23 protein-coding genes and 1 tRNA gene are annotated in these 26,300 nt (G+C 24.5%); 16 read left to right on the top strand and 8 right to left on the bottom strand.

Annotation, left to right across the window (positions count from 1 at the left end):
* From rplI to KQ876_RS02260, 3 genes are all read left to right on the top strand, one after another.
* Complete coding sequence (gene rplI / locus KQ876_RS02270) at positions 1 to 459, top strand: 50S ribosomal protein L9 (protein WP_205852045.1); 459 nt, start codon at positions 1 to 3, stop codon at positions 457 to 459.
* Positions 446 to 1,900 carry a DnaB-like helicase C-terminal domain-containing protein gene (locus tag KQ876_RS04410; protein ID WP_216490095.1) on the top strand — a complete coding sequence of 485 codons (1,455 nt, stop codon included), beginning with the start codon at positions 446 to 448 and terminating at the stop codon, positions 1,898 to 1,900. The genes rplI and KQ876_RS04410 overlap by 14 nt, the downstream gene beginning before the upstream one ends.
* A gap of 68 nt (positions 1,901 to 1,968) precedes the next feature.
* Positions 1,969 to 3,213, top strand: a complete 1,245-nt coding sequence (locus KQ876_RS02260; RefSeq protein ID WP_216490093.1) for a hemolysin family protein — start codon at positions 1,969 to 1,971, stop codon at positions 3,211 to 3,213.
* 42 nt (positions 3,214 to 3,255) lie between these two features.
* On the opposite strand, the gene KQ876_RS02255 is transcribed toward KQ876_RS02260, so the two are convergent.
* Together KQ876_RS02255 and KQ876_RS04405 are read right to left on the bottom strand one after the other, a co-directional pair.
* Positions 3,256 to 4,554, bottom strand: coding sequence for a glucose-6-phosphate isomerase (locus KQ876_RS02255; RefSeq protein ID WP_205852048.1), 1,299 nt, complete (start codon positions 4,552 to 4,554; stop codon positions 3,256 to 3,258).
* 67 nt (positions 4,555 to 4,621) lie between these two features.
* Positions 4,622 to 6,979 (bottom strand): UU173 family protein, encoded by a 2,358-nt coding sequence (locus tag KQ876_RS04405; RefSeq protein WP_205852049.1) that lies wholly within the window; start codon positions 6,977 to 6,979, stop codon positions 4,622 to 4,624.
* Between the two features lie 133 nt (positions 6,980 to 7,112).
* Here KQ876_RS04405 and KQ876_RS02245 point away from each other — a divergent pair, with 133 nt between their 5' ends.
* From KQ876_RS02245 to KQ876_RS02235, 3 genes are all read left to right on the top strand, one after another.
* Positions 7,113 to 7,694, top strand: a complete 582-nt coding sequence (locus tag KQ876_RS02245; protein WP_205852050.1) for a hypothetical protein — start codon at positions 7,113 to 7,115, stop codon at positions 7,692 to 7,694.
* A gap of 128 nt (positions 7,695 to 7,822) precedes the next feature.
* A complete protein-coding gene (gene gyrA / locus KQ876_RS02240; RefSeq protein WP_216490091.1) occupies positions 7,823 to 10,456 on the top strand; it encodes a DNA gyrase subunit A in 2,634 nt (877 codons plus the stop codon).
* Positions 10,457 to 10,469: 13 nt separating this feature from the next.
* Positions 10,470 to 10,961, top strand: a complete 492-nt coding sequence (locus tag KQ876_RS02235; RefSeq protein ID WP_205852654.1) for an MscL family protein — start codon at positions 10,470 to 10,472, stop codon at positions 10,959 to 10,961.
* A 30-nt stretch (positions 10,962 to 10,991) separates the two neighbouring features.
* Here KQ876_RS02235 and der read toward each other — a convergent pair whose 3' ends face one another.
* From der to KQ876_RS02220, 3 genes are read right to left on the bottom strand one after another with little or no spacing between them, the layout of a single operon-like run.
* Positions 10,992 to 12,299, bottom strand: coding sequence for a ribosome biogenesis GTPase Der (gene der, locus KQ876_RS02230; protein ID WP_205852053.1), 1,308 nt, complete (start codon positions 12,297 to 12,299; stop codon positions 10,992 to 10,994).
* A 12-nt stretch (positions 12,300 to 12,311) separates the two neighbouring features.
* Complete coding sequence (gene cmk, locus KQ876_RS02225) at positions 12,312 to 12,977, bottom strand: (d)CMP kinase (protein WP_205852054.1); 666 nt, start codon at positions 12,975 to 12,977, stop codon at positions 12,312 to 12,314.
* Positions 12,978 to 12,991: 14 nt separating this feature from the next.
* Positions 12,992 to 13,339, bottom strand: a complete 348-nt coding sequence (locus KQ876_RS02220; RefSeq protein ID WP_205852055.1) for a hypothetical protein — start codon at positions 13,337 to 13,339, stop codon at positions 12,992 to 12,994.
* A 252-nt stretch (positions 13,340 to 13,591) separates the two neighbouring features.
* Here KQ876_RS02220 and KQ876_RS02215 point away from each other — a divergent pair, with 252 nt between their 5' ends.
* A complete protein-coding gene (locus KQ876_RS02215; RefSeq protein WP_374962859.1) occupies positions 13,592 to 14,092 on the top strand; it encodes an MAG0490 family ComEA-like DNA-binding protein in 501 nt (166 codons plus the stop codon).
* A 733-nt stretch (positions 14,093 to 14,825) separates the two neighbouring features.
* Here KQ876_RS02215 and KQ876_RS02210 read toward each other — a convergent pair.
* Positions 14,826 to 15,140 carry a hypothetical protein gene (locus KQ876_RS02210; RefSeq protein WP_205852057.1) on the bottom strand — a complete coding sequence of 105 codons (315 nt, stop codon included), beginning with the start codon at positions 15,138 to 15,140 and terminating at the stop codon, positions 14,826 to 14,828.
* 137 nt (positions 15,141 to 15,277) lie between these two features.
* Here KQ876_RS02210 and holA point away from each other — a divergent pair, with 137 nt between their 5' ends.
* On the top strand, positions 15,278 to 16,219 hold the full coding sequence (gene holA, locus KQ876_RS02205) for a DNA polymerase III subunit delta (RefSeq protein WP_216490089.1): 942 nt from the start codon (positions 15,278 to 15,280) through the stop codon (positions 16,217 to 16,219).
* Complete coding sequence (locus KQ876_RS02200) at positions 16,176 to 17,447, top strand: hypothetical protein (RefSeq protein ID WP_205852651.1); 1,272 nt, start codon at positions 16,176 to 16,178, stop codon at positions 17,445 to 17,447. Before holA ends, KQ876_RS02200 begins: the two co-directional genes overlap by 44 nt.
* Here KQ876_RS02200 and KQ876_RS02195 read toward each other — a convergent pair.
* Positions 17,444 to 18,373, bottom strand: a complete 930-nt coding sequence (locus KQ876_RS02195) for a nucleotidyltransferase (RefSeq protein WP_253282238.1) — start codon at positions 18,371 to 18,373, stop codon at positions 17,444 to 17,446. The genes KQ876_RS02200 and KQ876_RS02195 overlap by 4 nt on opposite strands.
* 209 nt (positions 18,374 to 18,582) lie before the next feature.
* Between KQ876_RS02195 and rpmF the strand changes: the two genes are divergently transcribed.
* The 7 genes from rpmF to KQ876_RS02160 all read left to right on the top strand — a co-directional run bounded on the left by rpmF (position 18,583) and on the right by KQ876_RS02160 (position 24,829).
* Positions 18,583 to 18,786, top strand: coding sequence for a 50S ribosomal protein L32 (gene rpmF, locus KQ876_RS02190; protein WP_174892728.1), 204 nt, complete (start codon positions 18,583 to 18,585; stop codon positions 18,784 to 18,786).
* Positions 18,787 to 18,872: 86 nt separating this feature from the next.
* Positions 18,873 to 19,475, top strand: a complete 603-nt coding sequence (gene ruvA, locus KQ876_RS02185; RefSeq protein WP_205852060.1) for a Holliday junction branch migration protein RuvA — start codon at positions 18,873 to 18,875, stop codon at positions 19,473 to 19,475.
* Complete coding sequence (gene ruvB, locus KQ876_RS02180; RefSeq protein WP_205852650.1) at positions 19,450 to 20,406, top strand: Holliday junction branch migration DNA helicase RuvB; 957 nt, start codon at positions 19,450 to 19,452, stop codon at positions 20,404 to 20,406. The genes ruvA and ruvB overlap by 26 nt, the downstream gene beginning before the upstream one ends.
* 52 nt (positions 20,407 to 20,458) lie before the next feature.
* Positions 20,459 to 23,017 carry a protein translocase subunit SecDF gene (gene secDF / locus KQ876_RS02175; RefSeq protein WP_216490087.1) on the top strand — a complete coding sequence of 853 codons (2,559 nt, stop codon included), beginning with the start codon at positions 20,459 to 20,461 and terminating at the stop codon, positions 23,015 to 23,017.
* Between the two features lie 65 nt (positions 23,018 to 23,082).
* Entirely contained in the window at positions 23,083 to 23,772 is a 690-nt protein-coding gene (gene rsmG, locus KQ876_RS02170) for a 16S rRNA (guanine(527)-N(7))-methyltransferase RsmG (RefSeq protein WP_205852063.1), read from the top strand.
* 10 nt (positions 23,773 to 23,782) lie between these two features.
* On the top strand, positions 23,783 to 24,601 hold the full coding sequence (locus KQ876_RS02165) for a GNAT family N-acetyltransferase (RefSeq protein ID WP_216490085.1): 819 nt from the start codon (positions 23,783 to 23,785) through the stop codon (positions 24,599 to 24,601).
* A 154-nt stretch (positions 24,602 to 24,755) separates the two neighbouring features.
* Positions 24,756 to 24,829: transfer RNA gene (locus KQ876_RS02160), tRNA-Gly, on the top strand.
* A gap of 80 nt (positions 24,830 to 24,909) precedes the next feature.
* Here KQ876_RS02160 and KQ876_RS02155 read toward each other — a convergent pair.
* Positions 24,910 to 26,208: a hypothetical protein gene (locus KQ876_RS02155; protein WP_205852065.1), complete on the bottom strand. Its 1,299-nt coding sequence runs from the start codon at positions 26,206 to 26,208 to the stop codon at positions 24,910 to 24,912.
* Positions 26,209 to 26,300: the final 92 nt, after the last annotated feature.

The raw sequence follows: 26,300 nt of genomic DNA, 5'->3' as shown, positions 1-26,300 counted from the left end.
ATGAAAATAATTTTAATTAAAGATTCAAAAGACGGAAAAGCTAACACAATTATTGATGTATCTCCAGGTTATGGTACTAATTATTTAGTTAGAAATAAAATTGGTGTTCCGTATAACGAGAAAAATTATGCTGAATTACAAAGAAAATTAAATAAATTAGTATCAGATGAACACCAAACAAGACAAGAAGCTCATGAGTTAAAAAATAAACTAGAAGATTTAGTTTTAAAATTTGAATTAAGCGCAAATATTGACGGAAATAAGAACTTAAATGTTCATGGTTCTATTTCTACTAAAGATGTCGAAAAAGAAATTTCAAAACTCGGTTTTAATGTTCCTAAACATGCTTTTCAAAAAATTCATTTAATTTCTGAAGGAAAACATGATGTCGAAGCTATCTTATATAAAGATATAGTTGCCAAAATTAGAATTGAAATAAAAATAAATGTACACAAATAATAAATTTAACAAAACTTTAAAATATTCTAATTTCGAAAAATTATCTTCAAAGTTTTTAACAAATACGCTTTTTCATGATTATAATATTGAGAGAAGTGTGTTGGCAGTCATGATATCAGTTGAAGATAAACAAACAATGGGTGTAGAGTATTTAAATTCTGATGTTTTCTTTTATGCAGATAATAGACAAGTTTTTGAATTTATAAAATTGAAAAGAGATTCTAACGAGGGTTCTATAGTATCTTATTCTTTTACTGATTTAAGTAATTTCTTAGCATCTAATGATGGATTAGCAAAAAGATTTCCCTTAGTAGATCAAGGACTACTTAACGATTTATCAACATTAATAGTTAATGAAAATAATTTTTTAAATTATATTCAAAAATTAATCGATTTACACAAGTTAAGACTATTGGAAGTTTTTTATAGTGACACTATAAATTCTATGAAAAATAAAACTGATGTTAAGTTCCAAGATTGTGTAGAAGACTTCGAAAAATTTGTCATTAATAATAAGGTCGACACCGTTGATAATAGTAGTTTTATTTCTCTTTCAGAAGCTACGAAAAATTATGAAGAGCAAATGCAAAAAATTATGGAAAGTGATGGTTCCTATAATGATGATAGAATTTTTACAGGATATCATGGAATCGATAAATTTACAAATGGTTTTAAAGGTGGTCAATTAATTGTTTTAGCTGCTCGTCCTGGTGTTGGGAAGACTGCTTTAGCATTAAACATTGTAAGTAATATTTTAAAAAATCCAAAGCGTAATTGTGCTTTCATATCTCTAGAAATGCCAGTAAATGAATTGGTGATAAGATATTATTCAGCAAATTCTAGAACACCAATGCGCAAAATATCAGACCCAAAGCAATTATCACCTCAAGAAATTGATGTATTAAAAGAATCTTTCAACAATAATGCTTTAGATAGACTATATTTTGATGATTCGCCTTCTAGCAAAATATCAGATATTATTTGAAAAATTAAATATTTATCAAAAGAATTACCAACTAAATTAGATTTTGTTGTTGTTGATTACTTACAACTTTTAAGTGGCGGAAATTTGTCTAACGGAAATAGACAAAATGAAGTTTCTATAATATCAAGAACACTAAAAACGCTTGCTTTAGAACTAGAAATACCAATTTTAGCACTTTCACAACTTTCAAGAACTGTCGAACAACGTGAAGATAAAAGACCACAACTACACGATTTAAGAGAATCTGGTTCAATTGAACAAGATGCAGATATCGTTATATTTTTAAATAGATCGAATAAATTTTTACAAGAAAAAACAAATACTGAAGATAGAAATAACCCTATAAAAATAGATTTAACCATCGCTAAAAATAGAAATGGACAACCCGGTATTTCTAATGTATATTTTGAAGGAAATATTGTGTTATTTCAAGAAATTCAAGAAGATAATTATTAAAAGGAGAAGCGGAATAATGGATTCTTATTATTGATGATTTAAAAGTAATATTAAAGTAGGTATTGCTCATGGATAGTTATTATTATTATATTTTTATACCAATACTGCTAGCTTTATTTTTTTTAAGTGGCGTATATAGTGGTTGCGAAACTGCTTATTCAACTTTAACAAAAGCTAAAATATATGAAATGGTTGAAAATAAAGAAAAATTTTCTAAAATAATAGAAAAACATAGTAATAGATACAATAGAATTTTAACAACAATATTGATTGCGAACAATATAGTCAATGTCTTATCTGCGACTATGACTGCATTATTATTAGGTAAGGTGTTTGAAAACTATACAAATGCTTCGTTTTTAACAACTATAATTTCAACGGCGTTAGTAACCCCTCTTTTAGTTATTTTTGGAGAAATTACTCCTAAATTATTAGCAAAGACAAATCCTAAAAAGTTTTTAAAAATGTGAAGTTGGTGAATTGATGTTAATTATTGATTTTTTTGAGTTTTAACATGACCAATTAGCAAATTGTCTAAAAAAGTTTATGTTACGCATTCAGAAGAAGATTTAAAGAATATAATTAATATAGCTCAAAATGAGGGTGTATTACAAACAGGAGAAAGTTTATTAGCTCAAAATGCACTTGATTTAGATTCTACAAAAGTATCTTCGCACTACATTAGAATGAAAGATGTAACATATTTAAATTATAAAACTAGTATAGCGGATGCTCTCAAGGTTTTTGCAGAAACAAATTATTCAAGAATACCTATTGAAAAAGATAAAAAAATGATAGGAATAGTACTATTAAAAGATATTTTTTTACTTAAAAAAGGTCAATTATTAAAATACGTTAAACAAGTTCCGCAAATTTCATCAAATTCGATATTATCAAGTGCTTTAGAAAAAATGAGAAGCGCGCAAGCACAGATGGCTTTTGTGGTTGAAAATAATAGTAGCACAGATGTTTTAGGAATTATAACCATCGAAGATATTGTTGAAGAAATTGTCGGAGAAATATATGACGAATATGATGATGATGAACAAATTTATGAAATTTCATTAGAAAAATCTAGAGTACAAAGTGATGTGATAATGTGAGATTTATTCAAACAAATTGAAATAGATTCTTCATTACTAGAAGATAGTGAACACGATTTAACTTTAAGAGATTTTATACTATTAAAAACTTCTAAAACGAGACTTTACAAAAATGCTAGATATGTTTTAAATGATAAAGTAGCATTTAAAATCATTGAAATTAGCAAAGAAAAGAAAAAAATATCGACTGTTGAAGTAACAAAATTATAAAAAATAGACATTTTAACATAAGTTAAAAGTCTATTTTTTTATTTATTTTTTACCTAGCATGCTAAACATATTCTTTTTATAAACTTCGACACCAGGTTGATTAAATGGATTTACTCCAAGCAAGTATGCACTCATTGTTAATGATCTTTCAAAGAAGATGAAAAGAGCACCTAAAGTAGATTCATCAAATTTATTAAATAACATATGAATAACTGGTATTTTACCAACTTCATAATGAGCTTGTGAAGTAGCTTCAAAAGCTGTATTGTTAATAGAATGCAAGTTGTTTTTATCTAAATATCCTAGCTTATCATAATCTACTTCGTCTGTAGTGAATTCTATATTATCTTGTGGATTTTTAAGTGTTAAAACTGTTTCAAATAATATTTTATTACCATCTTGAATCATTTGACCTAAAGAGTGTAGGTCTGTGGAGAAAATAGAACTTGTAGGTCATATTCCTTTTCCGTCTTTACCTTCTGACTCTCCGTATAATTGTTTTCATCATTCCATAAAATATTGCATTTTTGGTTCGTATGAAACCATCATTTCAATAGTAAAGTTATTTTTTGTATGTAATAAAAATCTAGCGACGGCATATTGATAAGCTTCATTTTCACTAATTTTATGCGAACTTAACTCTTTGTTTGTTTCGTTTGCTCCATCTAATATTTTTTTAGCATCAATTCCAGCACATAAAAATGGGAATAAACCGACAGCAGTTAAAACTGAAAATCTACCACCGATATCATCGGGTACTATAAATTTTGTGTATCCTTTTTCACTTGCTAATTCGAATAAAACACCTTTTGATTTATCCGTTGTTGCAACAATTAAATCTTTAGAATTTTCTCCTTCTTTTTCTTCTAAAATTTTTCTAAATTCCCTAAAAGCTATTGAAGGTTCAAGTGTTGTTCCTGATTTGGAAATAACATTAATTGCAAATTTTTTATTTTTTACATAATTCAATTTTGCTACTAATGTTTCAGCTGAAATGTCATTTCCAGCAAATAATAATTCCATTTTTGGTTTTTTCATTGAGTAAGGACCATAAATAAAATCATAACCAGATTTTGCACCTAAATAAGAACCACCAATACCGATTACAACAACAACTTCAACTCCATTTTTGTGTCATTCGTTAGCTTTTTGTTCCATTTTTGAAAATTCTTCTTTATTATAATTTTCGGGTAGATCATATCATCCAAGTCAATCTTTTTCAGCAACGTTTTTATTTAAAACATCATTATGAATTTTAGTGACATTATCTTGTAGTGAATCAATCATTTTTTTATCTAAATGTTGAGATGTTTTTTCTAAATTGATTTTTAAATATTTCATTAATTCTCCTTTAATAATTTAAATTATTAAAATTATATTATAATTTCACAAAAAATAATATTGTTTTTTAATCGTTCTTGATATTGTAAGTTATCTTACCAGAAGAATATGTGTAATTTTTTTGTTCGTTTTCAACGTCTTCTAATTTATACTCATATTCTTCTATTTCTGGAAATTTTTTTCTAAATAAAAACATTATAAAATCATATACCATAATCATTGCTCGAACATCGTTTTCACAATATCTTTTCAATTCCGGAACTACATTTTGTTCCCATACATTATCACTTATTCCGTTAACATGTCTTAAAATAGCGACTTCCATTGCCATAGTTCCTTTTTGGATTACTAGTTCAGAATAAGGTGTTATTTTAGATCTAAGGTCAAAATTCATTTTATTAATATATTTTTCAATTCCTTTTATTGAATAAAAGTAATTTAAAAATTTTATATGTATTCTTGTTTTTTCTAAAATCTTATTATTTTTCTCAAGATTAACGTTTTTATCATCACTAATTTCAATGTCATTTCCGTTTTCTAAGAATGTAAAATAATCCTTAATTTCATAACTATTTAATTTTGAATGTCCAAAGCAATCTAGTAAGTCAATTGTATTGTTATTTATTTTATTTATCTTGTTATCAAATTCGCTTTTTTCTTTGTAGATTTTATTAAATTCATTGATAAAATCAACATCATTATCCTTGAAAGCTTTTTCAACAAGTTTTTTAATCTCTCTATTTCTAGTGTTTTCATAACTTTTATTATAAACTACGTAATAATCATAATCATCGCTATGTATTTGATCTATCATTTTTACTAAATCGATAAGTTTTAAATTTTTGGTATCGCAAACAATATTCTTTTTATCTATCTCATTACCGTTTTTTGTTATTATTATGGATACTTGATTAACAATTTGATTGTAAGGTCCTATGTTATTTAAAGGTGGATAAAGTTCTGCAAAACCTTCATAATCATATCAACAAATTTTGGCATCTTTTTTATGTAATTTTTTAATTTTATTTAATGCAGCTATTGTAAAAAAGTTATCAGTTTCATTGAATTTTTTATTCTCATCTATTATGCTTTTGATATTATTTTTCGAAATATTTTTATAGTATTTGAAAGAAATTCTTTCAAATTTATCTTTTGTTAAGAATTTGAATATTGCATATTTTTCTTCTTTATCTATTCCTAACATATCATCAAAATAAATATTATTAATCTCATGGTTAAATGTATTTAAATTACCGTTAAGTCAATTTTCTACTAAGTTTTTCTTATCATTTTTATTATTAAATTGTAAAAAATGTACTATTGCATCTAGATTAATATTTTTAAAATCAAAATAGGATTTAGTAATTATTTTTTCATAAAAATCATAGTTAAAAATTGTGAACGCATAATCAGAATCATTATTTGATTTTTTTTCATTTTTAAACGGTATAACAATTTGTCCTTCTCTGTAACTAGTTATATCTTTCTTTGAATAATTAAAAAGAAGTAAATCATTAAAATTCAAAGAAATATTATTTTCTGGAAATATCATATTTTTAGATGCTTTTAAAAAACTATACACTGAATTATTTTTATCATATTTATTATTTATGAACAGTAAGTTATCACCAGATTTTGTTATAGCCTCCGAAAATTCTTTCAACATATCTGTAAGGTTTTTTCCTGTTGGTTTAGATATTGATTTATTAGGTGACGCAGCAAAAGATTCGTAAAATTCAATTTTATTTTTTGTAATTTTTCCATTTAATTTTGTGTATGGGTTTATTAAAATGGTGGACATATCTCTTATGATAAGATTATTTTTGATAAATAAATTATTTGCAAAAAAGAACTTATAATATAGTTCATATTTAGCTTTAGTATAACTTAAAAGAACTAATTTATCGTTTTTCTTATCAAAAATTAAAAAAGGTAAATTGAATAAGAAATTATTTTCTCCTTCTATTAATGAATATCCGATAGTTCCGTTAATTATAACGTCAATTTCGGGATCTGCAATAGCATTTAATGTTTCATTTATTTTCACTTCAATACTATTTTTTGTACTTATGTACTTAGGTTTTTTTAAATTATATTTTTTTAAATAATAATTAATTGCATCGTTATTATATCTATCATAATTATCTTTAAATACTTTTATATAATCATTTTGATTTACAAAATTACCTTTTGACACAGCTCCAAAATCATGAAATACACTGTCTTCGTATTCAAACTTTGAGTAGTCAAATAAATTTCCGTTCTCATCAGTTTCTTCCCCAAATTCAATAAAATTATCTATTGAATTTGATTCGTCAAAAATATTATTTATATAATTGACCAAATCCTTTCTTTCTCAAATTAGGGCCGGATTTAACCCGAATGTTTTTTTAAAAATGTTTCAAGATATATTTATAATTTTCATTATTTATTCTCCTTATTAAAAACTAATATAAATTATTATAAGTTTTATTTATATTTTAAAAAAATAAAAAATTATTTTTTGGTTTGTTATAATATTTTTGTAAAGAATTGTAATAAAAGAAAAAGAGGTTTAAATGAAAAATACAAAAATATTTTTAAAAGTTTTTAGTTCTATTGTTGGATTTTCAACTTTTGCTACTGTCATTTCTTGTTCAAATAAACAAGATATGTCTAATGGAGAACCAACCAAAAATAAAGTATCTAAAGACCAAACTAACGATAATCCAAATGCAAACATTAATGAAATAGACTTTGAAGTTAAAAAAATATTTAATCAAAATTTTGAAAAAGAATATTCAAGTTCACAAGTACAAAATTTAATTAATGCTATTAATTCTAATTCTGTTTTGTTTTATGACTATAAAGCTAAGGCGCTATTATCTGCTCCTGAAGGTACAGAAAGACCTAATTGAAAGGAAAATAGTTACGCGAATGTTTTCGATGCTAGCGAATTAACAATTGGTGGTAAATATAATCTATCTAATGCTATAAATCCTACTTTTGAAAGTAGAGGAGTAAAGAAAAGTGCACCAAAAATAGAATATGTCAAAAGTGATAATAAGATTACAATAGCATTCAAATACACTAAGCATAACGGTGGTTCTAAAGATGTAACTGTATCGGATAATCAATATAAATTAATTATAAATTTATAAATTTAAACACCTAGTTAAATAGGTGTTTTTTATTTCTCAAAATGTACAGTATATATTGTTGTTTAGCTTTTAATTTATGTCAAAATAATGTATAATTTAATAAAATATATTTTATTAAAAGGAGTACTATGGCCGACGATAAAAAAATAAATGAATTTTTAAATGAAGAATCAAACGAAAAAATAAAAAATACCGATTTAGAGTTTGATTATGAAGAAGAAAATAGGCTTGTTTTTAAAAAGAAGGAAACTATAGTTGTCGATGAAGAGGAAGAAGAAATACCTCAAAATAAAGAGGAATATACTGTTAGTTCACAAATAATTGAAAAAGAAACAGACGGTGTATTTCCTGTTGTTATTGACAATGAAATGAAACAATCGTTTTTAGAATATTCTATGAGTGTTATAGTTTTTAGAGCATTACCGGATGTTCGAGATGGATTAAAACCCGTTCACCGTAGAATACTTTATGATATGGCAGAGTTAGGTATTACACCTGGTTCACAACATAGAAAAAGCGCCCGTATTGTTGGTGACGTTCTAGGTAAGTATCACCCTCACGGAGATAGTTCGGTTTATGAAGCAATGGTTCGTATGGCTCAAGATTTCTCGATGAGATATCCTTTGGTTGACGGTCACGGTAACTTTGGTTCTATTGATGGCGATGAAGCGGCTGCTATGCGTTATACAGAAGCAAGAATGTCTAAATTATCCGCCGAAATGTTGGATGGAATTAAGAAACAAACTATTGATTTTGTAGATAACTATGACGGTAGCGAAAAAGAGCCGAGTGTTCTTCCGTCTCGTTTTCCTAATATTCTTGTTTCGGGAGCCTCAGGAATTGCTGTTGGTATGGCTACAGAAATACCGCCTCATAATTTAGGAGAAGCAATTGACGCAACTATTGCATTAGCTAAAAATCCAGAATTAAATGTTCGTGATTTGATGCAATATGTAAAAGGTCCAGATTTTCCGACCGGAGCTATAATTCTTGGTACTAAAGGTATTATTGATGCATACGAAACAGGTAAAGGAAGTATTACAGTTAGATCTAAAACAAAAATTATCGAAAAATCTAATGGTAGAAATCAAATTATTGTTACAGAAATACCTTACGCAATTAAAAAAACAACTTTAATTCAAAAAATAGTAGATTATCATAAGACAAGAGAAATTGAAGGGATTTCAGATCTTAGAGATGAATCTAATAGAGAAGGTATAAGAATTGTTATAGATGTTAAAAAAGGTTACAACCCACATGTTTTATTAAATAAACTTTATCAAAAAACATATTTACAAACTACATATAGTGCAAACATGGTAGCTTTAGTTAACGGAGAACCTAAAGTTTTAAATTTAAAACAAATTTTATCTGAATATATTGCACATCAAAAAAATATAGTTTCTCGTAGATTGAAATTTGACCTTAATAAAGCCGAAGAGAGAGCACATATATTAGAAGGTTTAAAAATTGCAATTTCAAACATTGATGAAGTAATTAAAATTATTAAAACTTCTAAAACTGAGTCTATTGCTCAACAAAGACTTTCTGAAAGGTATGAGTTAACAGATAGACAAACTAAAGCAATATTGAGTATGAGCCTTGGTCGTTTAACAGGGTTGAGCATTGAAAATATGGAAGCAGAATTAGCTTCATTATTAAAAGAAATTCAATATTATTTAGAAATTTTAAGCGATGAACAAAAATTAATTGAATTAATAATTTCCGAATTAGAAGCAATTAAAAATAAATTCAACGATGAAAGACGTACTTTTATAGATGTTGCCGGAATTGGTAAGATAAGTGATGAGGATTTAATACCTGTTAAAGATATAGTTATAACAGCTTCAATAAACGGTTATGTAAAAAGAATTAATCTTGAAGAATATAATACTCAAAGACGTGGTGGTGTAGGTTCTATTAGTATGAAAACCTACGAAGATGACGATATTTCATTAATATTAAATAGTACAACACATAGTGATTTATTATTATTTTCAAATTTTGGTAAGGCTTATAGTTTAAGAGGTTATCAAATTCCAGAAGGTTCTAAACAAAGTAAAGGGATACCTTTTATTAATCTTATTGAAAGTTTAAATGTTAAAGATGGTGAAAAAATTATTTCTATAATTAGTGTTGATGAATTTCAAAGTGATAATTATTTAGCGACAATAACAAAAAATGGTATTTTTAAAAAATCGGATTTATCATTATTCAAAAACGTTCGTAAGAATGGTTTGAGAGCATTTAGTTTAGCTGAAGGAGATGAGTTAGTACGTGCATTTATAATTTCAGATAATGATAACATTCTTGTGGCAAATAATTATAAAAATATTGCTATTTTTAAAGCTAACGATATTCGTCCAATGGGTCGTACAGCTCGTGGTGTAAGAGGTATAAAACTAGAAAAAGGTCAAAGTGTTATAGGAGCTTCAACAAATAGAGATGGTTCGTTAATACTTTCATTAGGAAGTAAAGGTTTTGGAAAACTTACAAACGAACAAGAATATCGTTTATCAAAACGTGGTGCTAAAGGTGTGACAGGAATAAATCCTGAAAAAGCAGGAAAATTAGTTTTTGCGCGTTTTGTCGAAACTTCCGATGAGTTGTTGGTTATAACAACAAGCGGAATAACAATACGTACAAAGATTAGTGAAATTAGTCAAACATCTAGAGCTACAAAAGGGGTTAAAATAATTAGCTTAAGAGATAAAGACGAAATCACCGCAGTAGAAATAATTAAAGGCGAAAAAGAAAATTAATATAAGGCTATGTATGAAAAAAACAAATTTGAAAGATGCTTTTAAAAATATTGTTAAAGATAAAAAAGTAGGTAGATTACGCAAAAGTTATATAGAAGCAACAAATTATTTTAAGAAAGGTAATTTCTTAATATTAGCAGTAGGTTTTATTTCTGGTTTAATTTTTAAAGATCTTGTTTCATCCTTAGCTAATGATATAATCTTAGGAGCAATAAGCAGCATTTATAATTTTAAAAATGCGGATATTAATAGTTTAGCTTGACATGGAATTAAATATGGAAAATTCATTGGTATTTTAATTAATTTTATTTTAATTACTTTTGTTTTATTTATTATATTAATAGTCGTTTTCTTTATTAAGTCTTTTATAACAGATTTTAGAAAAAAAAGCAATCCGCCTATTGAAGAGACTGTCGAAAAACAAATTAGTATAGAGGAACAAATTTTAGAACAACTTAAACTTATAAATGATAAATTAAATAATTCTACCCAAAATATTGAATAAAAAACAAAATCAAAATGTTGATTTTGTTTTTTATTCAATACCATTTTTATTTTTAAAATTCATTTTAATTGGCGATCCAGTAAAATCAAAACTTGCTCTAAGTTGATTTTCTAAGAATCTTTGATAAGAAAAATGTAAGAATTTTTTATTATTTACAAAAAAAGTGAAGGTAGGAATTTTAGCTTTTTCTTGTCTTACATAATAAATATTTAATCTACCTCCATTAAAAGATTGAGGAGGTTGTATAAGTTGAGTTTCTAATAATAAATTTGAAAGTAATGATGGTTTAATATCTCTTTCTAAATTGGTGCGCACTAAATTAAGAGTATCTACTAATTTATTTATTCTTTGGTTAAATTTTGCGGATATAAATACAAACGGAACTCAAGGAACAAAGTGGAATTTATTTCTCATTTTTTTCTCGAATTCAGCCATAGTATTCGTTTCTTTTGATACTAAATCTCACTTATTTATCACTATTATTATAGGTTTTTCATTTTCTAGTGCGTAGCCAATAATTCTTGAGTCAAAATGTGAAATTTCTTCATTTGTAGCATCGATTACTATCAAAGATAAATCAGATTCTGATAACGAATTCATAGCACGCATTAACGCATAATGATCTACACTTTCAACTAATTTAGATTTTTTTGTGATTCCCGCTGTATCAATAACTTTATATAATTTGTCGTCGATAAAAATTTCTGATTTCACACTATCTCTAGTTGTTCCGGCTATTTCAGAAACTATAGATCTATTTTCTTTTGTTAAATTATTTAATAACGAACTTTTTCCTGCGTTTGGTCTACCAATTATAGAGAGGCTAAATGCATTTTCTTCTTGAGAATCTGAAAAGTCTAAATATTCTATTGCTTTATCTAAAACGTCACCAACACCTTCTCCATGAAGCGCAGATATCGGGAATATATGATCACAACCCAGTCTATATCAGCCATAATCAAAATCCTGCATACTTTCTAATTTATTAGCAACAGCAATTATTGGCTTATTACTTTTTCTTAATATATTCATTATAAACATATCATCATTAGTTATTTCGCTTTTTCCATCAAATAAAAAGAGAATAACATCTGCTTCTTGAATGGCAATTTTTGCTTGTATTTGAATTTGTTCTTGAAATGGTCTATTTTCTATTTCAATACCACCAGTATCAATTAATTTTAATTCATGTCCCGATCAATTTATTTTTTCGTATAATCTATCTCTTGTGACTCCTGGTTTATCGTATACTATTGAAACTTTTTTACCGATAAAACGATTGAAGAGAGTACTTTTACCAACGTTTGGTTTTCCTATTATTGCAATAGTGTTTTTCATATTACTCCTTAATTATTTTGATTTTTCCAAAGCAAGATTAATTATTTTTTCTACAACTTCATCTATAGTTAAAGCGGTGCAATCTATATATTCGCTATCTTCTGTTTTGTGTAAAGGATCAACAGCTCTATTCATATCTTGTTCATCTCTTTTTTGAACTTCGTACAATATTTCTGCAAAACCGGTGTTATAACCTAAAACCTCATTTTGTATCATTCTTCTTCTTGCACGTTCTTCCGCTTGAGCTCATAAAAAGATTTTAACTTCAGCGTGTGGCATTATTTTAAATGTAGTATCTCTTCCGTCGATAACAAAACCTTTTCTTTTTTTGGTCATATGTCTAATATAATCAACAACAAATTCTCTCACTTCGGGTATTTTAGCCACATTTGGTGTAATTTGAGAAATATAATCAGCTCTTATTTGGTGAGTTACATCAACACCTTTCAAAAGAATACGATCATCATCTAAAAGTTGAATCATACCTTGTTCAAGAGTTTTTATTACATTTTCTTTATCTCTAGTATCAACGCCCATGTCAATTACATTTTTAGCAATTGCTCTATAAAGACTACCGCTATTAATAAAAGTATAATTTAATTTATTGGCAATCATTTTAGAGACAGTAGATTTGCCCACTCCACTTGGTCCATCAATTGCAATATTAACCTTTCGCATAAAGTTCTCTCTTTCTATTTTTTAGATATTTTATTTATTATTTCTATAATTTCAGGGTTTATTTTTAAATTTTCATCAAAATCATAACCATTCATTAAATTACTATAATTTTTAGACAATTCTAATTTTAATTTAAAGGATTCGTCAATTAAGAATGTTAGTTCTTTTGAATAATTGAATTCTGAAAAATTTAAATTTTTCATTGATTTAGAAAATTCAATATCATAATCTAAAATAGGTTTAAAATTTCCATCAATATTTTTCTTAAATCATTTCATTTCTTTATTAAGCTCTTTATTTTCTTTATTTGATAAAATCATTAGAATAATTTCATCTCTACTCTTACTATAGTTTTGATTCATGTAAACTCCAAAACATTAATTAAAAAACACCAACTAATTTTAAAATAGGTAGTTAAGTGTTTTCTTTTTTTACTTGTTTTACCCTCTAAAGTGCCTTATATTTTTATAGTATATTTATGTTTTATATTTTATATTATCCCTAAATATTAATTTATTATATCATATTTAATAACTGTATTTATAAAAGTTAGTTTCATTTTAATATATTTTTCCTTTTTTGGTTTTTTATAATTAAAAACATATTTATTATTTGTGTGAAATAAAAAGATATTTTTTGTAACTTCCTTAATTTTAGGAGTATTAATGTTTTTTGTAGGAATTCATTTTTATATTAATAAAGTTGAAAATAAAGAAAATTATGTTAAAAAGTATGACAATAAGATTTATACCTATATTTTATCTGGTGCTCTAAAACATACAGGTATTCATAGGTCAAATCGACTACTAACTTATAAAGAATTATTTGTTATAAATAAGGTACTGCCAAATTCATCGTTGAAAGATTTTGAATTAAGTGAAATCGCTCCTAGAAACGAAGAAATTTATGTCCCTTTCGAGAATTACAAATTAAAATGGTCGGAATTAGAAAATATTGAACAATTATTAAAGATTAATATTCAAAAAAGATATGCTAAATTGATAATAAACCATAAAAAGAAGTATAAGAAGACTTCATGAGCACAAATTTCAAATATTTTCGGAATTGGCCCAAGAATAATTTTGAAGTTAAAGAATTTTTTAATTCTAGATTAAAATATTTAAATGGTTTTTTATTATTATCTAGCATATTTATATTTATTTTTACATTAAATTATTCTTATTTAATTTTAATTATTCTAACATCTTTTTCTTTAATATTCATTGATAAGAAATCTAAAAAAATAATAATATTATTATCGATTATACTTAGCTGTATTTGTTTAGTTAAAAGACTTTTAATTTATGACTCAATTCAATTTTCTAATTATGTTTATGTAAGTAAAATAAGAGATAATTTTATTTACGTAAAAACTTATTTCAATGTTGAATATATGTTTAAGAATAAAAGTAAAATAGAATATAAAATTTTTGAAAACTTACATATAGTAGGTTTAATAACTAATTTTTGTGATACAAAAATTCTTGAACCTAAAGTTTTATCAAAAGTAACACAACTAGATTTAAGATATTACTTTTTCTCTTTTTATAATAATTTTTCTAATTATAAAGAGTTAGTTACACCTATTGTTTTCGGACATTATTTCAGTTTTAAAAATGAATTAATTAAATTGACTAGTGAAATTGGTCTAATTCATTTAATAATTATTAGTGGTTTTCATTTTATTATCTTAAAAAAGATATTGAATAGATTTATAAAAAATAAGATATTAATTTTAATTTTTATGACAATATATTGAAGTCTTTGCTCGAATTCTGTTTCTATAAATAGAGCTTTCTTGATGGCTTTATTTTCGGAAATTAAGAATTATAAAAACAACAAAAATAACTATATAATGTGTGTTGTAGTCATTTGTTTATCTTTTAAAAGTAATAATAAATTAGAATTAGGTTTTTGATTGTCTTTTATAATAAGTTTTTTATTGATCAACACAAGTATTAAAAAAACATTTTTAAACAAAATTTTAATATATTTTTTGATATGACTAATTTCAACGTTAATTTTACTAACTAATGGTAAGAAAATTAATATTTTAGGAATATTTTTAATTTTGTTTCTTACACCATTTTTTGAATTATTTTTTGTATTATTATTAATTGCTTTTTGTGTTCCTATAATATCTATTAATTTATCAAATTTCATGTTTTTTTCGATTAGATCCGTTTCAAATATTAAAATTATTTTAGATTTAGATCTGAATACTTATAAAAATTTGATTTTTATTTTAATTTATATGATTATATGATTTACAACAAGAGAAAAATATATATAATTAAAATATGATATTTATATATGGTAACGAAGAATATTTTATAAATAATAAAATAAATGAATTAAAAGACAATTTTTTAGACGAGAATATAATTTATTTTAAAGATAATTATACAATTAGTGAGTTAATAGAATCCGTTTCTAGTTTTGGTTTATTTTCAACACAAAAACTTATATTGGTTGAAAATTTTGAAATAATTGATTCTAAAAAAATAACAAAAGTACAAAATGAGTTATCCGAAGTTTTAATAAGTGCTCTAAAAAATAATAGATTACATAAAGTTGTATTTATACATAGAAAAAATTCATTTGAGAGAAATAATTTTGTCAAATTTTTGATTGAAACCGCAAAGGTTTTTAATTTTGAAAAGCTAGATTCTAAATCTATCGTCAATTTTATTGTTTCTTATATAACTTCAAAAGGAGGAAAAATAAGTTTTTTTGATGCTACTTCCTTATCTAATAAACTACCTAATAATTTATCAATAATAATAAACGAAATTGATAAAATGCTAAAGTTTAATAGTCAAATTAATTATTCCTTAATAAATAACAACATTCAAAATTATGTTTTAGAAGATTCTTTTGCTTTTATGAATGCCATCGAAACTAATAATTTAAATAATATTTACCAAAAATATAAAGAAAGATTTAACGAAGGTGATGATATACATCTTTTAATCGCGCAGTTAAGAAATATTTTTTCATTATCATATAAACTTCATATACTTAATAATAAGCTAAAGATGAATTATTTTGATATATCTTCTAAGTTAAAAATTCCAGAATGAAGAGTAAAAAAAGTTTTAAAATTGGTTAATATTTTTGGAATTAAAAAAATTAAAAATATTTTAATTAATTTAGGTATTGTTGATTTGCAATCTAAAAGTTTAGGGGTAGAAAACTATGAAATATTTGAAACATTCTTGATTACAAACTTCACAAAATAAATATACAATTAATTACTTGTTTTTACAAAAAGAAATACTTGTTGATAGTAATAAAAAAAATTCTATAGAGTATTATAAAAAAATAATAAAAAAAGTTGCCTTATTAAGTGAAAAAGGGATAAAAACAATTATTGTATTACCTGATATTTATCTTAGTTTTTTTAGAAATTTATATAGGGTTTCTGAGCAAACTATAGATGAATACTCATCAAAAAATCTAAAATATAAACTAGAGAATTTAAAAATTTTTTGTAAAAATATTATATCTCTAGATAATGTTTCAATTTATTATAAATTAACTTTTGACAATATAATTTCTATATCTAAAATAATTAATAAGCGAAAGAAAGAGGAAGTTGATAATAATGTAAATACAGAATATATTTCTTTTAGTAAAACAAGTATTATGGATTATAATGATCTTATATATACTCAAGAGATAGATTTATCAGAAAAAAATGAAAATAAAGAACGTCTAAGTTTATTCGATAATTTAAACGATATTTACAACGAATTTATTTATCTTTTTTATGTAAGCGGTTTAGTTTTTGAAAATGTTTTTTATTCTTTTGATAAAAAAATAAAACAAGATATTTTGGATCTAAAGAAAATTTTATATGACAATTTATTACTTTTTAAAAAGAAAAATAATACAAAAATTTTACTATACAATAATAAAGAAACTCTCAAAACTAATCTAATCGATAATAACGTTTTTGATGATATTTTTTTAGAACAAACAATTAATGATGATTTTTTAAAAAGTTTTTACGATATGGATAGATTAATCAAATTAAAATATATACCTGTATATAACTTTAATTTATTTTTAGAATCAAAATCATTTGAAAAAATATTTAAATTAGAACAAATGTTATTGATTATACAAAAAATATTTTTAGTTCCTAAGAATATAGCTTTTTTTCCTTTGCAAAAATATAAGAAAGACAATTTTACGAACGTAATTTCAGTTTTAAATTATGATGATATTGTAAATAAATTTATTTTTGATTTTATAATAAAAAGGTCTTTTGATTTTAATTTTTTAATTTCAAAAAAAGTAAGATTATTGTTTTTTAAAAACTTCTTTTTAAAAAAAGAAGTTTTTAGGATTAAATTATTTGTAGATGATCAAAAAATTGAAATAGCATTTAATTTATCCAATAAATCAATTAAACTAAATAAAAATAAGGTTTTAGCACCATATGAAGTTAAAGTCTTAGACTAACTCTTTTTTATTTTTAGAAGTACAAAAAGATATGCTCTTTTTATTCTGCTTCTGGTATATCTTTTGCTAACGCAAGAATCTATAAAGTCAAAATAATTATCATGATATATATTTTTTTTAAATAAATTCTCCATACCTTCGGAGATCATTTTAAATTTTTCTATTTCTTCTTTTGGTAAGTTTGTAACTATTTTTTTAAATTTTCCATATGTATTTTCTATTAAAAATTTACTTTTAATACTTTTTAATTTCATTGGAGTAAAAACTGAAATGTCTTCATTATTCTTTAACATTTCTCTTATTTTGCTTGCGCTCGCAAATTTATTATTAGTATTATTTGAATGAAATTCTATAGTTCTTGTGTGACAATATGGCTCAATTTTATAATTATTATTAATTATTGTTTTTACGTATTCTAAGCCTAAAATATCATTTGGCATACTTATGTTTGCGCCACTCAATTCATTAAGTGCCAAATTTGATGCTCTCGGGAAACTGTTACCCCCTTGTTTTAGATATTTTTTAACTAAATAGTTATATTTATCTTTATTATTATTTATAGTTTCCGCTATTTTTTTAAAAACATTTATATCACTAGTTTCGCTACCAAAAACAAGAGTATCTACACCTTTTTTGTATAATTTTTCAATACTTTTTTGTGCAAAAATATGTGCAGCTTGCGATGAAATATTAACATCTAATTTTATAAATTTCGAAACACCATATTTTTTTGCTATTTTTCTTCTTTTTCAATATGATGTACATATAAATTCTCCTCTTTGAGAGAATTTATGAGATATTGCCACGTATATTCTAGAGTTAGGAAATTTGTTTTTGATTCATTCTAATTGATAAATATGACCGTTGTGAAAGGGGTTATATTCTACTACAATTCCTACTTTTCTATATTTTTTTAGGTGCTTCATGATTATTATTATAACAAAATAACTTTGTCAACTTCTAATTATTTAATATATAAACTTGTTCAAAAATGTCGTTTGCATTATGAATATACACTCAATTAGACTATTTTTTATATTTAAAAGTAATTTATTTTTTTCTTTTTTAAAAGCTGTTTTGTATTATAATATATAAGCAATATTTAAATATTTAATAAAACCACAAGGAGGATACCATGGCAATTGTACCAAAACGTAAAACATCAAAACAACGTAAACATAAAAGACAAACTCATAGTGCACTAGATGTTCCAAACTTAGTAGAATGCAAAAATTGTTCAAAGATGATCGAACAACACGTAGTTTGCAAATTTTGTGGTTTTTACGCCGGAAAGAAAGTCGCAAACTTTCAAGCATTAAATGACAGAATCCAAAAATAATTTTAAATAGTGATCATTCACTATTTTTTATTTTCCTTTTTTAGTCTTAATTTAAATAAAAAATTAAATATTAAACGGAGGAAAAAATGATACTTTATAAAATTGGAGAAATTGTATATAAAAACAAAAATAATTTAATATTCGAAAGTAAGGGCGATGGTTACATGCTAAGTGTTCCTGATTTAAATAGATTTGAAGTAGGACAAAAAATAAAATTGTATATATATGAACATGCAACTGACTATGTAAAAAAATATTTTGGATTTAAAGATTTTAAAGAAAGAATATTATTCTTAGACTTAATATCAATTGATAAAATTGGCCCAAAAATTGGTTTAAACATTTTAGAAAAAGGATGAGAGAACATTGCTATAGCAATAGCAAACAATAACTGAACAATACTGTCAGAGTGTTCTTTTGTGAGTGAAAAGACAGCAAAATTAATATGCGTTGAGTTAAAAGATAAATGATCTAAAATGGTTAAGAAAGAAGATTTAAAAATTAGTGATGAAAGCAGGAAAAAACATGAATTAAAAGAGACTTTATTTATGTTAGGATTTAAAAAGCAAGAAATTGATTTTGCTTTAAATAACATTAAAGAAAAAAATAATATTGACAAAATGGTTGAAGAAGGAATTAATTTAATAACTATAAATTATAAAAATGAAAATCAGAGAACTCAGGCCTAATAATTTTAATGATTTTATTGGTCAAAACAATCTCAAAAAAACTTTGGATGCCATGGTAGAAAGCTCAACGAAACAAAATATTCCTTTACCTCATGTTTTATTATATGGACCACCAGGTATGGGAAAAACTACTTTAGCAAGTATCATCGCAACTAAAATGAATAAAAAAATTCACTTTATTCAAGGTGCAAATTTAGAAAAGAAATCAGACATTATAAATGTTCTTTCTGTTATAAATAGTGGAGATATAGTTTTTATAGATGAAATTCATAGTATAAACAAATCTATTGTAGAATTTTTATATAATGCAATGGAGGATTTTGTTTTTGACTTAATCATAGGTGTTGACGGAAATTCAAAAGCCATAAGGATGAAAGTCAAACCTTTCACTTTAATAGGTGCAACTACTAAATTAAATTATATACCACAACCTTTTAAAGATAGGTTTGGATATATCGGAAGACTAGTTAATTATAATAATGATGATATATTCAAAATACTAAGAAAAACATCTAAAAAACTTAATATTGTAGTTGATGATATTTTGTTAAAGGAAATTGCGGAGTATTCTAGAGGGACACCAAGGATAGCGAATCATTTAATACAAAGAATCAATGATTTTGCTATAACAATAAATAATGGTCAGATAAATATAAAAATAGTAAAAAAAGCATTAAAACATCTTGAGTTATATAAGTACGGTTTAACAAAAGAACATATTCATTATTTAAATATTTTGAGAGATGGCTTTGACGAAAAACCTGTATCTTTAAATACTATTTCCAGCTTATTATCGCATGAAAAACAAGATATTTTAAATGAAATTGAACCCATTTTACTTTATTTAAAATTAATAAAGAAAAATTCTAGAGGAAGACAAATTACTTCAGAAGGAATTGATTATTTAATTAAGTTGAATTTAAGTTATTAGTAAAATACAAAACGCTAAAAAAAGACAAAAAATATGGTAATATTTAATAAGTATGAAATATATTAAAAAATTATTATCAATTAATAATTGAAAAAGATTTATTTTGAATATAACTACAATACTTATAGCATTGTTGACTATTGTTTTTGGTAGCGTTTTTTATATAGGAAAAAATGTTAATAAATCAATAGAATATGGTGGCGGTATTGAAGTATTAATTCAAGTTAAACAAGATGGAACAAATGCGAATAATGAATTAACAGAAGAGGTTAATAAATCATTATTTAATAGATTAACTGGTGGTACCGGATTAAACGGAGTATCTGTCTACAGTGAAGGTGACGGAAAAATACGTATAACAAAAAGTGGCCGCATTTCTGAATCAGATAGAATTGCTTTTGAAAAAGCTATTGTGGAAAAACCCATTTTAACTATAACAGATTCAGATATTAAACCTTTATTTTACGATGGTGTTTTTAACCGGAATGGTTCTTTAGAAGATGGTACTCCTCAAAATTGAATACCACCTTTTAAAGTGGATGGTGCATCATATGTTCCGAATCCAACAACAGGTGGAAGTGATGTAAGCATAACATTAGATGGTATTGATGCTCAAAAACAATGAGCTGATGCAACAGAATATGCAACTAAAAGAGCAGATCAATTATTATTGATTTGATTAGATATAGATAAATTGTTAACAATTGCTAAAAATAATTATCCGGATGAGTGGAAAAAATCTGGAGAAAATTTATGAAATTTTGTCCATGTTAATGAAGAATTAAAAGATAAAGAAGGCAAGGCTAACCAAATAAAAGAATTTATTTTAAATATTCGCCAAAAATATTTAATTAGTGTTGCTCAAGTTAACTATCAAATTAACGGAGACAAAGTAAGTATTACTGGTAATTTTACTCGTGATAGCGCAATAGATCTTGCTAATAAAATTAACTTCGGTTTAAGCAAGTACGATTTAAGTGTTTTATCAAGCATATATGTTGATGCTAATTTAAATTCCAATTCATTCTTTTATGCAATGATTGCTGGAATAATTATATTTTCTATGATTTCAATTTTTATGATTGTAAATTATGGTCTTTTAGGTTCTTTAAGCACAATTGCTATGGCGCTATATATTTTTCTAACTTTATTAATTTTTACAGCATTGAGAGGAGAATATTCTCCTGCCACTTTAGCTGCATTAATAATTGGTATAGGTATAAGCGTAGATGCAAACGTAATCACTTATGAAAGGTTAAAACAACAAGTTTATTCAGGTGATACCCTAAAAAAATCCTTCAAAAACTCTTCTAGAAGTTCGTTAACTTCGATTATAGATGCCAATATGACTACAATAATTGTTGGGTTTATTTTGTTTTATTTTGGTACTAAGGATGTAAAAGGGTTTTCAATTACTTTAGTTTTATCTACGTTATTTACATTATTTTCAATGCTAGTGTTTTCGAAATTTATCGCAACATTAATGGTTAATACGGGTATTTTTGATAATAGATTGTGATTATTAGGTATTTCTAAGAAAAAAATCGGAAAAACTACCAATTTCAATTCTAAAGTCGCTAAATTTAATTATATAAAACAATCAAAATGATTTGCCTTATCTTCGTTTATCTTCTTAATAATTGCCGCTATTGTTTTTGGAGCTTTCGCAGGATTTAATAATTCTTTTTGAGACGGAGTTAATAGATCTATAGAATTTAGTGGTGGAATTAATATAACCATTCAAGGAGATTTTGAAAAAAATACAAATCTAAATTATAAACAAGCTCAAGAAATATCTAATAGTTTAATAAATTCCGCAACAAACTTAGGTATCAACGACGCTGGGGATATTATTAAAATTAATGGATTAAATTCTAACGACAATTATGTTGTTTTAATTAGGACAAAACAAGATTTAACAAATCAATTTCAATCTATCAAGGATTTTGTTTTAAATATAAATGATGATGTTTTAGTTACTAATTATTCTGTTTCTTATTCTGAAGCTACAAAACTTGTTCAAAACGCTTTAATAGCTACAGGAATTAGCTTTATAGGAATAATTATTTATATGTTAATTAGAATGAACTGAACCTTTGCAATAGCTGCTATAATTGGTTTGATTCATGATTTTTTAGTTGTCCTAGCATTTATATTCATAACAAGAATTCAAGTTAATACAATAATAGTTGCAGCGATGTTGTCTATATTAGGATTAAGTATTAATGATACAATAGTTACATTCGATAAAATAAGAGAAACAGTTAAGGTTAAATATCATAAACAATTTTTATCAAAAGAAGATATAATAAATATTGCCAATTCTTCTATCGGTGAAATATTAAAACGTAGTTTATATACCTCTTTTACAACGATGTTTGCTGTTGCGGTTTTACTCGCATTTATTAATGCTACTGATTTTTCATTTAATATAATAATGTTATTCGGAATTGGTATAGGAGTTTATTCATCTATATTTATAGCCACATGAATTTGAACAATTCTAGAAACAAAAAGACAACAAATATTAAAAAGAAGAAAAGAAACTGGTTATTGAAAAATTAATAAACCTGAAGAACAAACATTTAACGGAATCAATGATTATATTTAAAGTGTAGTTAACTACACTTTTTCTTTAACATTTTTTTCGTAAAATATTGATATAATAAATACATTATGTCAAACACAAAAAAAGAAGAAATACAAAAATTATGTTTAGAAAACAATTGAGACTTTGAGTTATTTAAAAAATACGTTGATTTAATCGAAGAAAAAAATAAAATAATCAATTTAACCGGGTTTAGCAATGAAAGATTATGATCTGAAGGGATATGAGAATCTCTTTTATATATGTTAGAAATTACAAAAAATAAAAAAGATTTAAGCATTTTAGATGTTGGTTCAGGGGCAGGTTTCCCATCTATACCCTTTGCATTGACTAAACCAAACCATAAAATTACAATTTATGAACCATTATTGAAGAGATTTAATTTTTTAAATGAAGTTGTAAATGTTCTAAAACTAGAAGATATTGTGAAAATATACCGATATAGAGTTGAAGAAGTTAAAGACAAAAATATTTATGATATAGTTACTGCTAGAGCGGTTGCTAGCGTAAAAGGAATGTTGATGTCATCATTTCATTTAGTAAAAGTAAATGGTGAATTAAATTTATTAAAAGGTAAGAATGTCTTGGAAGAAATAGAAGACGCAAAAGAAATATTTAAAAAGATCAAATTTGATTTAGAAGTTACTGATTTAATCGACACTAAAGAAAATAGAGATAATAAAATTGTTAAAATAATTAAATTAAGAAGCACACCAAGCGTTTTTCCTTTTTCTTGAAAAGTTATTAAAAATAGTTAGGAGTTTTAAAATGATTGAATTTAAAAAAGCCATCGAAAAAGATAAAGAAGTTATATTAAAATTGCTATATAATGATGATCCTATACAATATTTATTTTTAATATCAGATATTGAGGAATTTGGATTGCATTCAGAGGTTACCGAAACTTATTTTGTTGATGAATATAAGGTAATAATTATGCGTTTTTATAATAATTTATTGATATACTCAAAAGAAGATTTTAAATTTAATATATATTCACTAATTAAATTTATTAAGGATAAAAAAATAAAAAATATCATTTATTCTTCTACTATTAGAAATGATTTAGAAATAGCTATGACAAATAACTTTAATAATTTTAGAGTAAGAGAAGAATATATTTTGAAGATAAATAAAGAAAAGTTTTATGATTTAAACAATTTAGAAGATCTTAGCTCAAAAATTATTGAGGAAAAAGATTTGCAAAATGTAATAAATTCTAGAAAAAGAATTAAAGAATTTGAAGGACTTAGTTCTCAAGCTTTAGATATTGATTACTTAAAAACATCTCTTAATAAAGGGTATTATAAAGGTTTTATAAAATACGAAAATGATATTGTTATTTCCCATGCTTCGGTTAGTGCACAAATAAAGAATGTTGCTATGCTTGGTGGTGTTTTTACACTTGAAGAATATAGAAAAAAAGGTCATGCAAAAGATTGTGTTTTAAAACTATCTGATTATTTATTAAAAAATAACTATACACCAGTTTTATTCTTTGATAATCCGCATGCGGGAAATTTATATTACAAATTAGGTTTTGAAGACTATTCAAGATTATTTGTTATTTCGATAGATGATTACTAATATTGCTATATGCAATATTTTTTTATTTTTTTATACAAATATTCAAAGTTATGATAAAATATTATTACGCAAACGAAATAAGTGCGTGTTTAAATAAAAAAAATAAAAATATTTTGATATTTTTAAAAATGTGTATAATATTATAGAAGCAATTGCGAGTATAGTTTAATGGCAGAACTTCAGCCTTCCAAGCTGACTATGAGGGTTCGATTCCCTTTACTCGCTCCATTTCAAGAAATTGACCTAAAATCCCGTTTGGGATTTTTATTTTTAAAATCATCTCCTTTTAATATGGAGATGATTTTAATTTATTTTGAAATATTTTTAACTTTATCGATTAAACTGTTTATTATTTCATCGTATATATTATTCATTGTTGTGAAATTTATTGCGTTAACGATTGGAATTTGACTACTAATTCTGTCGTCATTTCATTTTTCACTTGATTCTTCTGCTATTTTATTAAAATAATTATTTAATTTTTCGGTTGATAATCAACTAATATCATCATTATTATAAAAGAATTGATTATATACATTCACGACTTTAACTATTTTTTGATTTGTTCATTTATCGACAAAATCAAATGAAGGAATTAAATAAAAAATATCTTCATTATTTGATTTTAATTTATAAAAAGTGGTTTTTATATCAAATCTGTCAACTAACATTTTATTTAAGTCGTTGATTTCTGTTTCTAAAAATTTTGAATTATCAATCATTTTGAATGGATTAATTTTTTCCCCTCATTTTATTTGTGTCTTTACTTTGTCCAATGAATATTTTTTATTATATTTTTGAGATATAAAATTGTTTTTTCATTGATCGGGATTGTTTTCAAATAAGTTTTTTTCTGTTTCGTCTCCATTGATAAATTTACTATTAATAAAATTATATATATTATTAATTAATTGTTCTTTATTGAAAATGATTAAGTTTGAGTTTTCATCGAAAAAACTTTTTTCTACTTGAAAACTAATTCCTGAAATAAAATTTTCAAATTCATTAATTTTAAATTCAGGCATTTCTTTTTCTTCATTATTACCTTCTGCTAAACCAGAATGAGGTCTAGTATAATTTATTTTTAAATCTCAAGGTCTATAAAAAAAGATATTTTGAGTTCCTTTTTCATTAGAAATTGTATTTGTTCATGTGTAATTTATTCGTATTTTATCGCTATATTTAGAATTTCCTTTTATTTTATCTATTGAAATTACTTCTGCTTTATATCCGTTAGGAATATTAATAATTCTAAAATTATTTTTATTTATATTATCCATTCTATTTTTGGAATTTCATATTTGGGAAATATTCTCTGTAGCGACTATTTTTAAATTATCTAAATCTAAACTAGATTTATTGTTAATATTTGTTGTTTTATTTTCTTTTGAATTAGATGTTTCGGTAGTTTTGCTAGTTTCGTTATCTTTGTGATTTGAACTTTGATTTTGTTTTTCGTTAATTATTGTTTTTTTAGAGTTAGTACTTTTTACATGTTGGTTATTATTTTCTTTGTTTTGTGTTTGAGAACATGAAATTGTAACTGTTGGTAATGCGATAAGATTTAGGAAAACAAACAATAGAATTTTATTTTTTACTTTTTTCATAAAAAAATTATATTTTATAAATTTTATGGTGATTGAAATTATTTTAAAATGAATTATTTATTCTTTACTTTTAAATAGTTTTTTCTAAAAAA

Source organism: Mycoplasma sp. CSL7491-lung (assembly GCF_018913965.1).
GTDB lineage: Bacteria > Bacillota_I > Bacilli_A > Mycoplasmatales > Metamycoplasmataceae > Mycoplasmopsis.
This window is presented reverse-complemented; position numbering and strand designations above follow the sequence as displayed.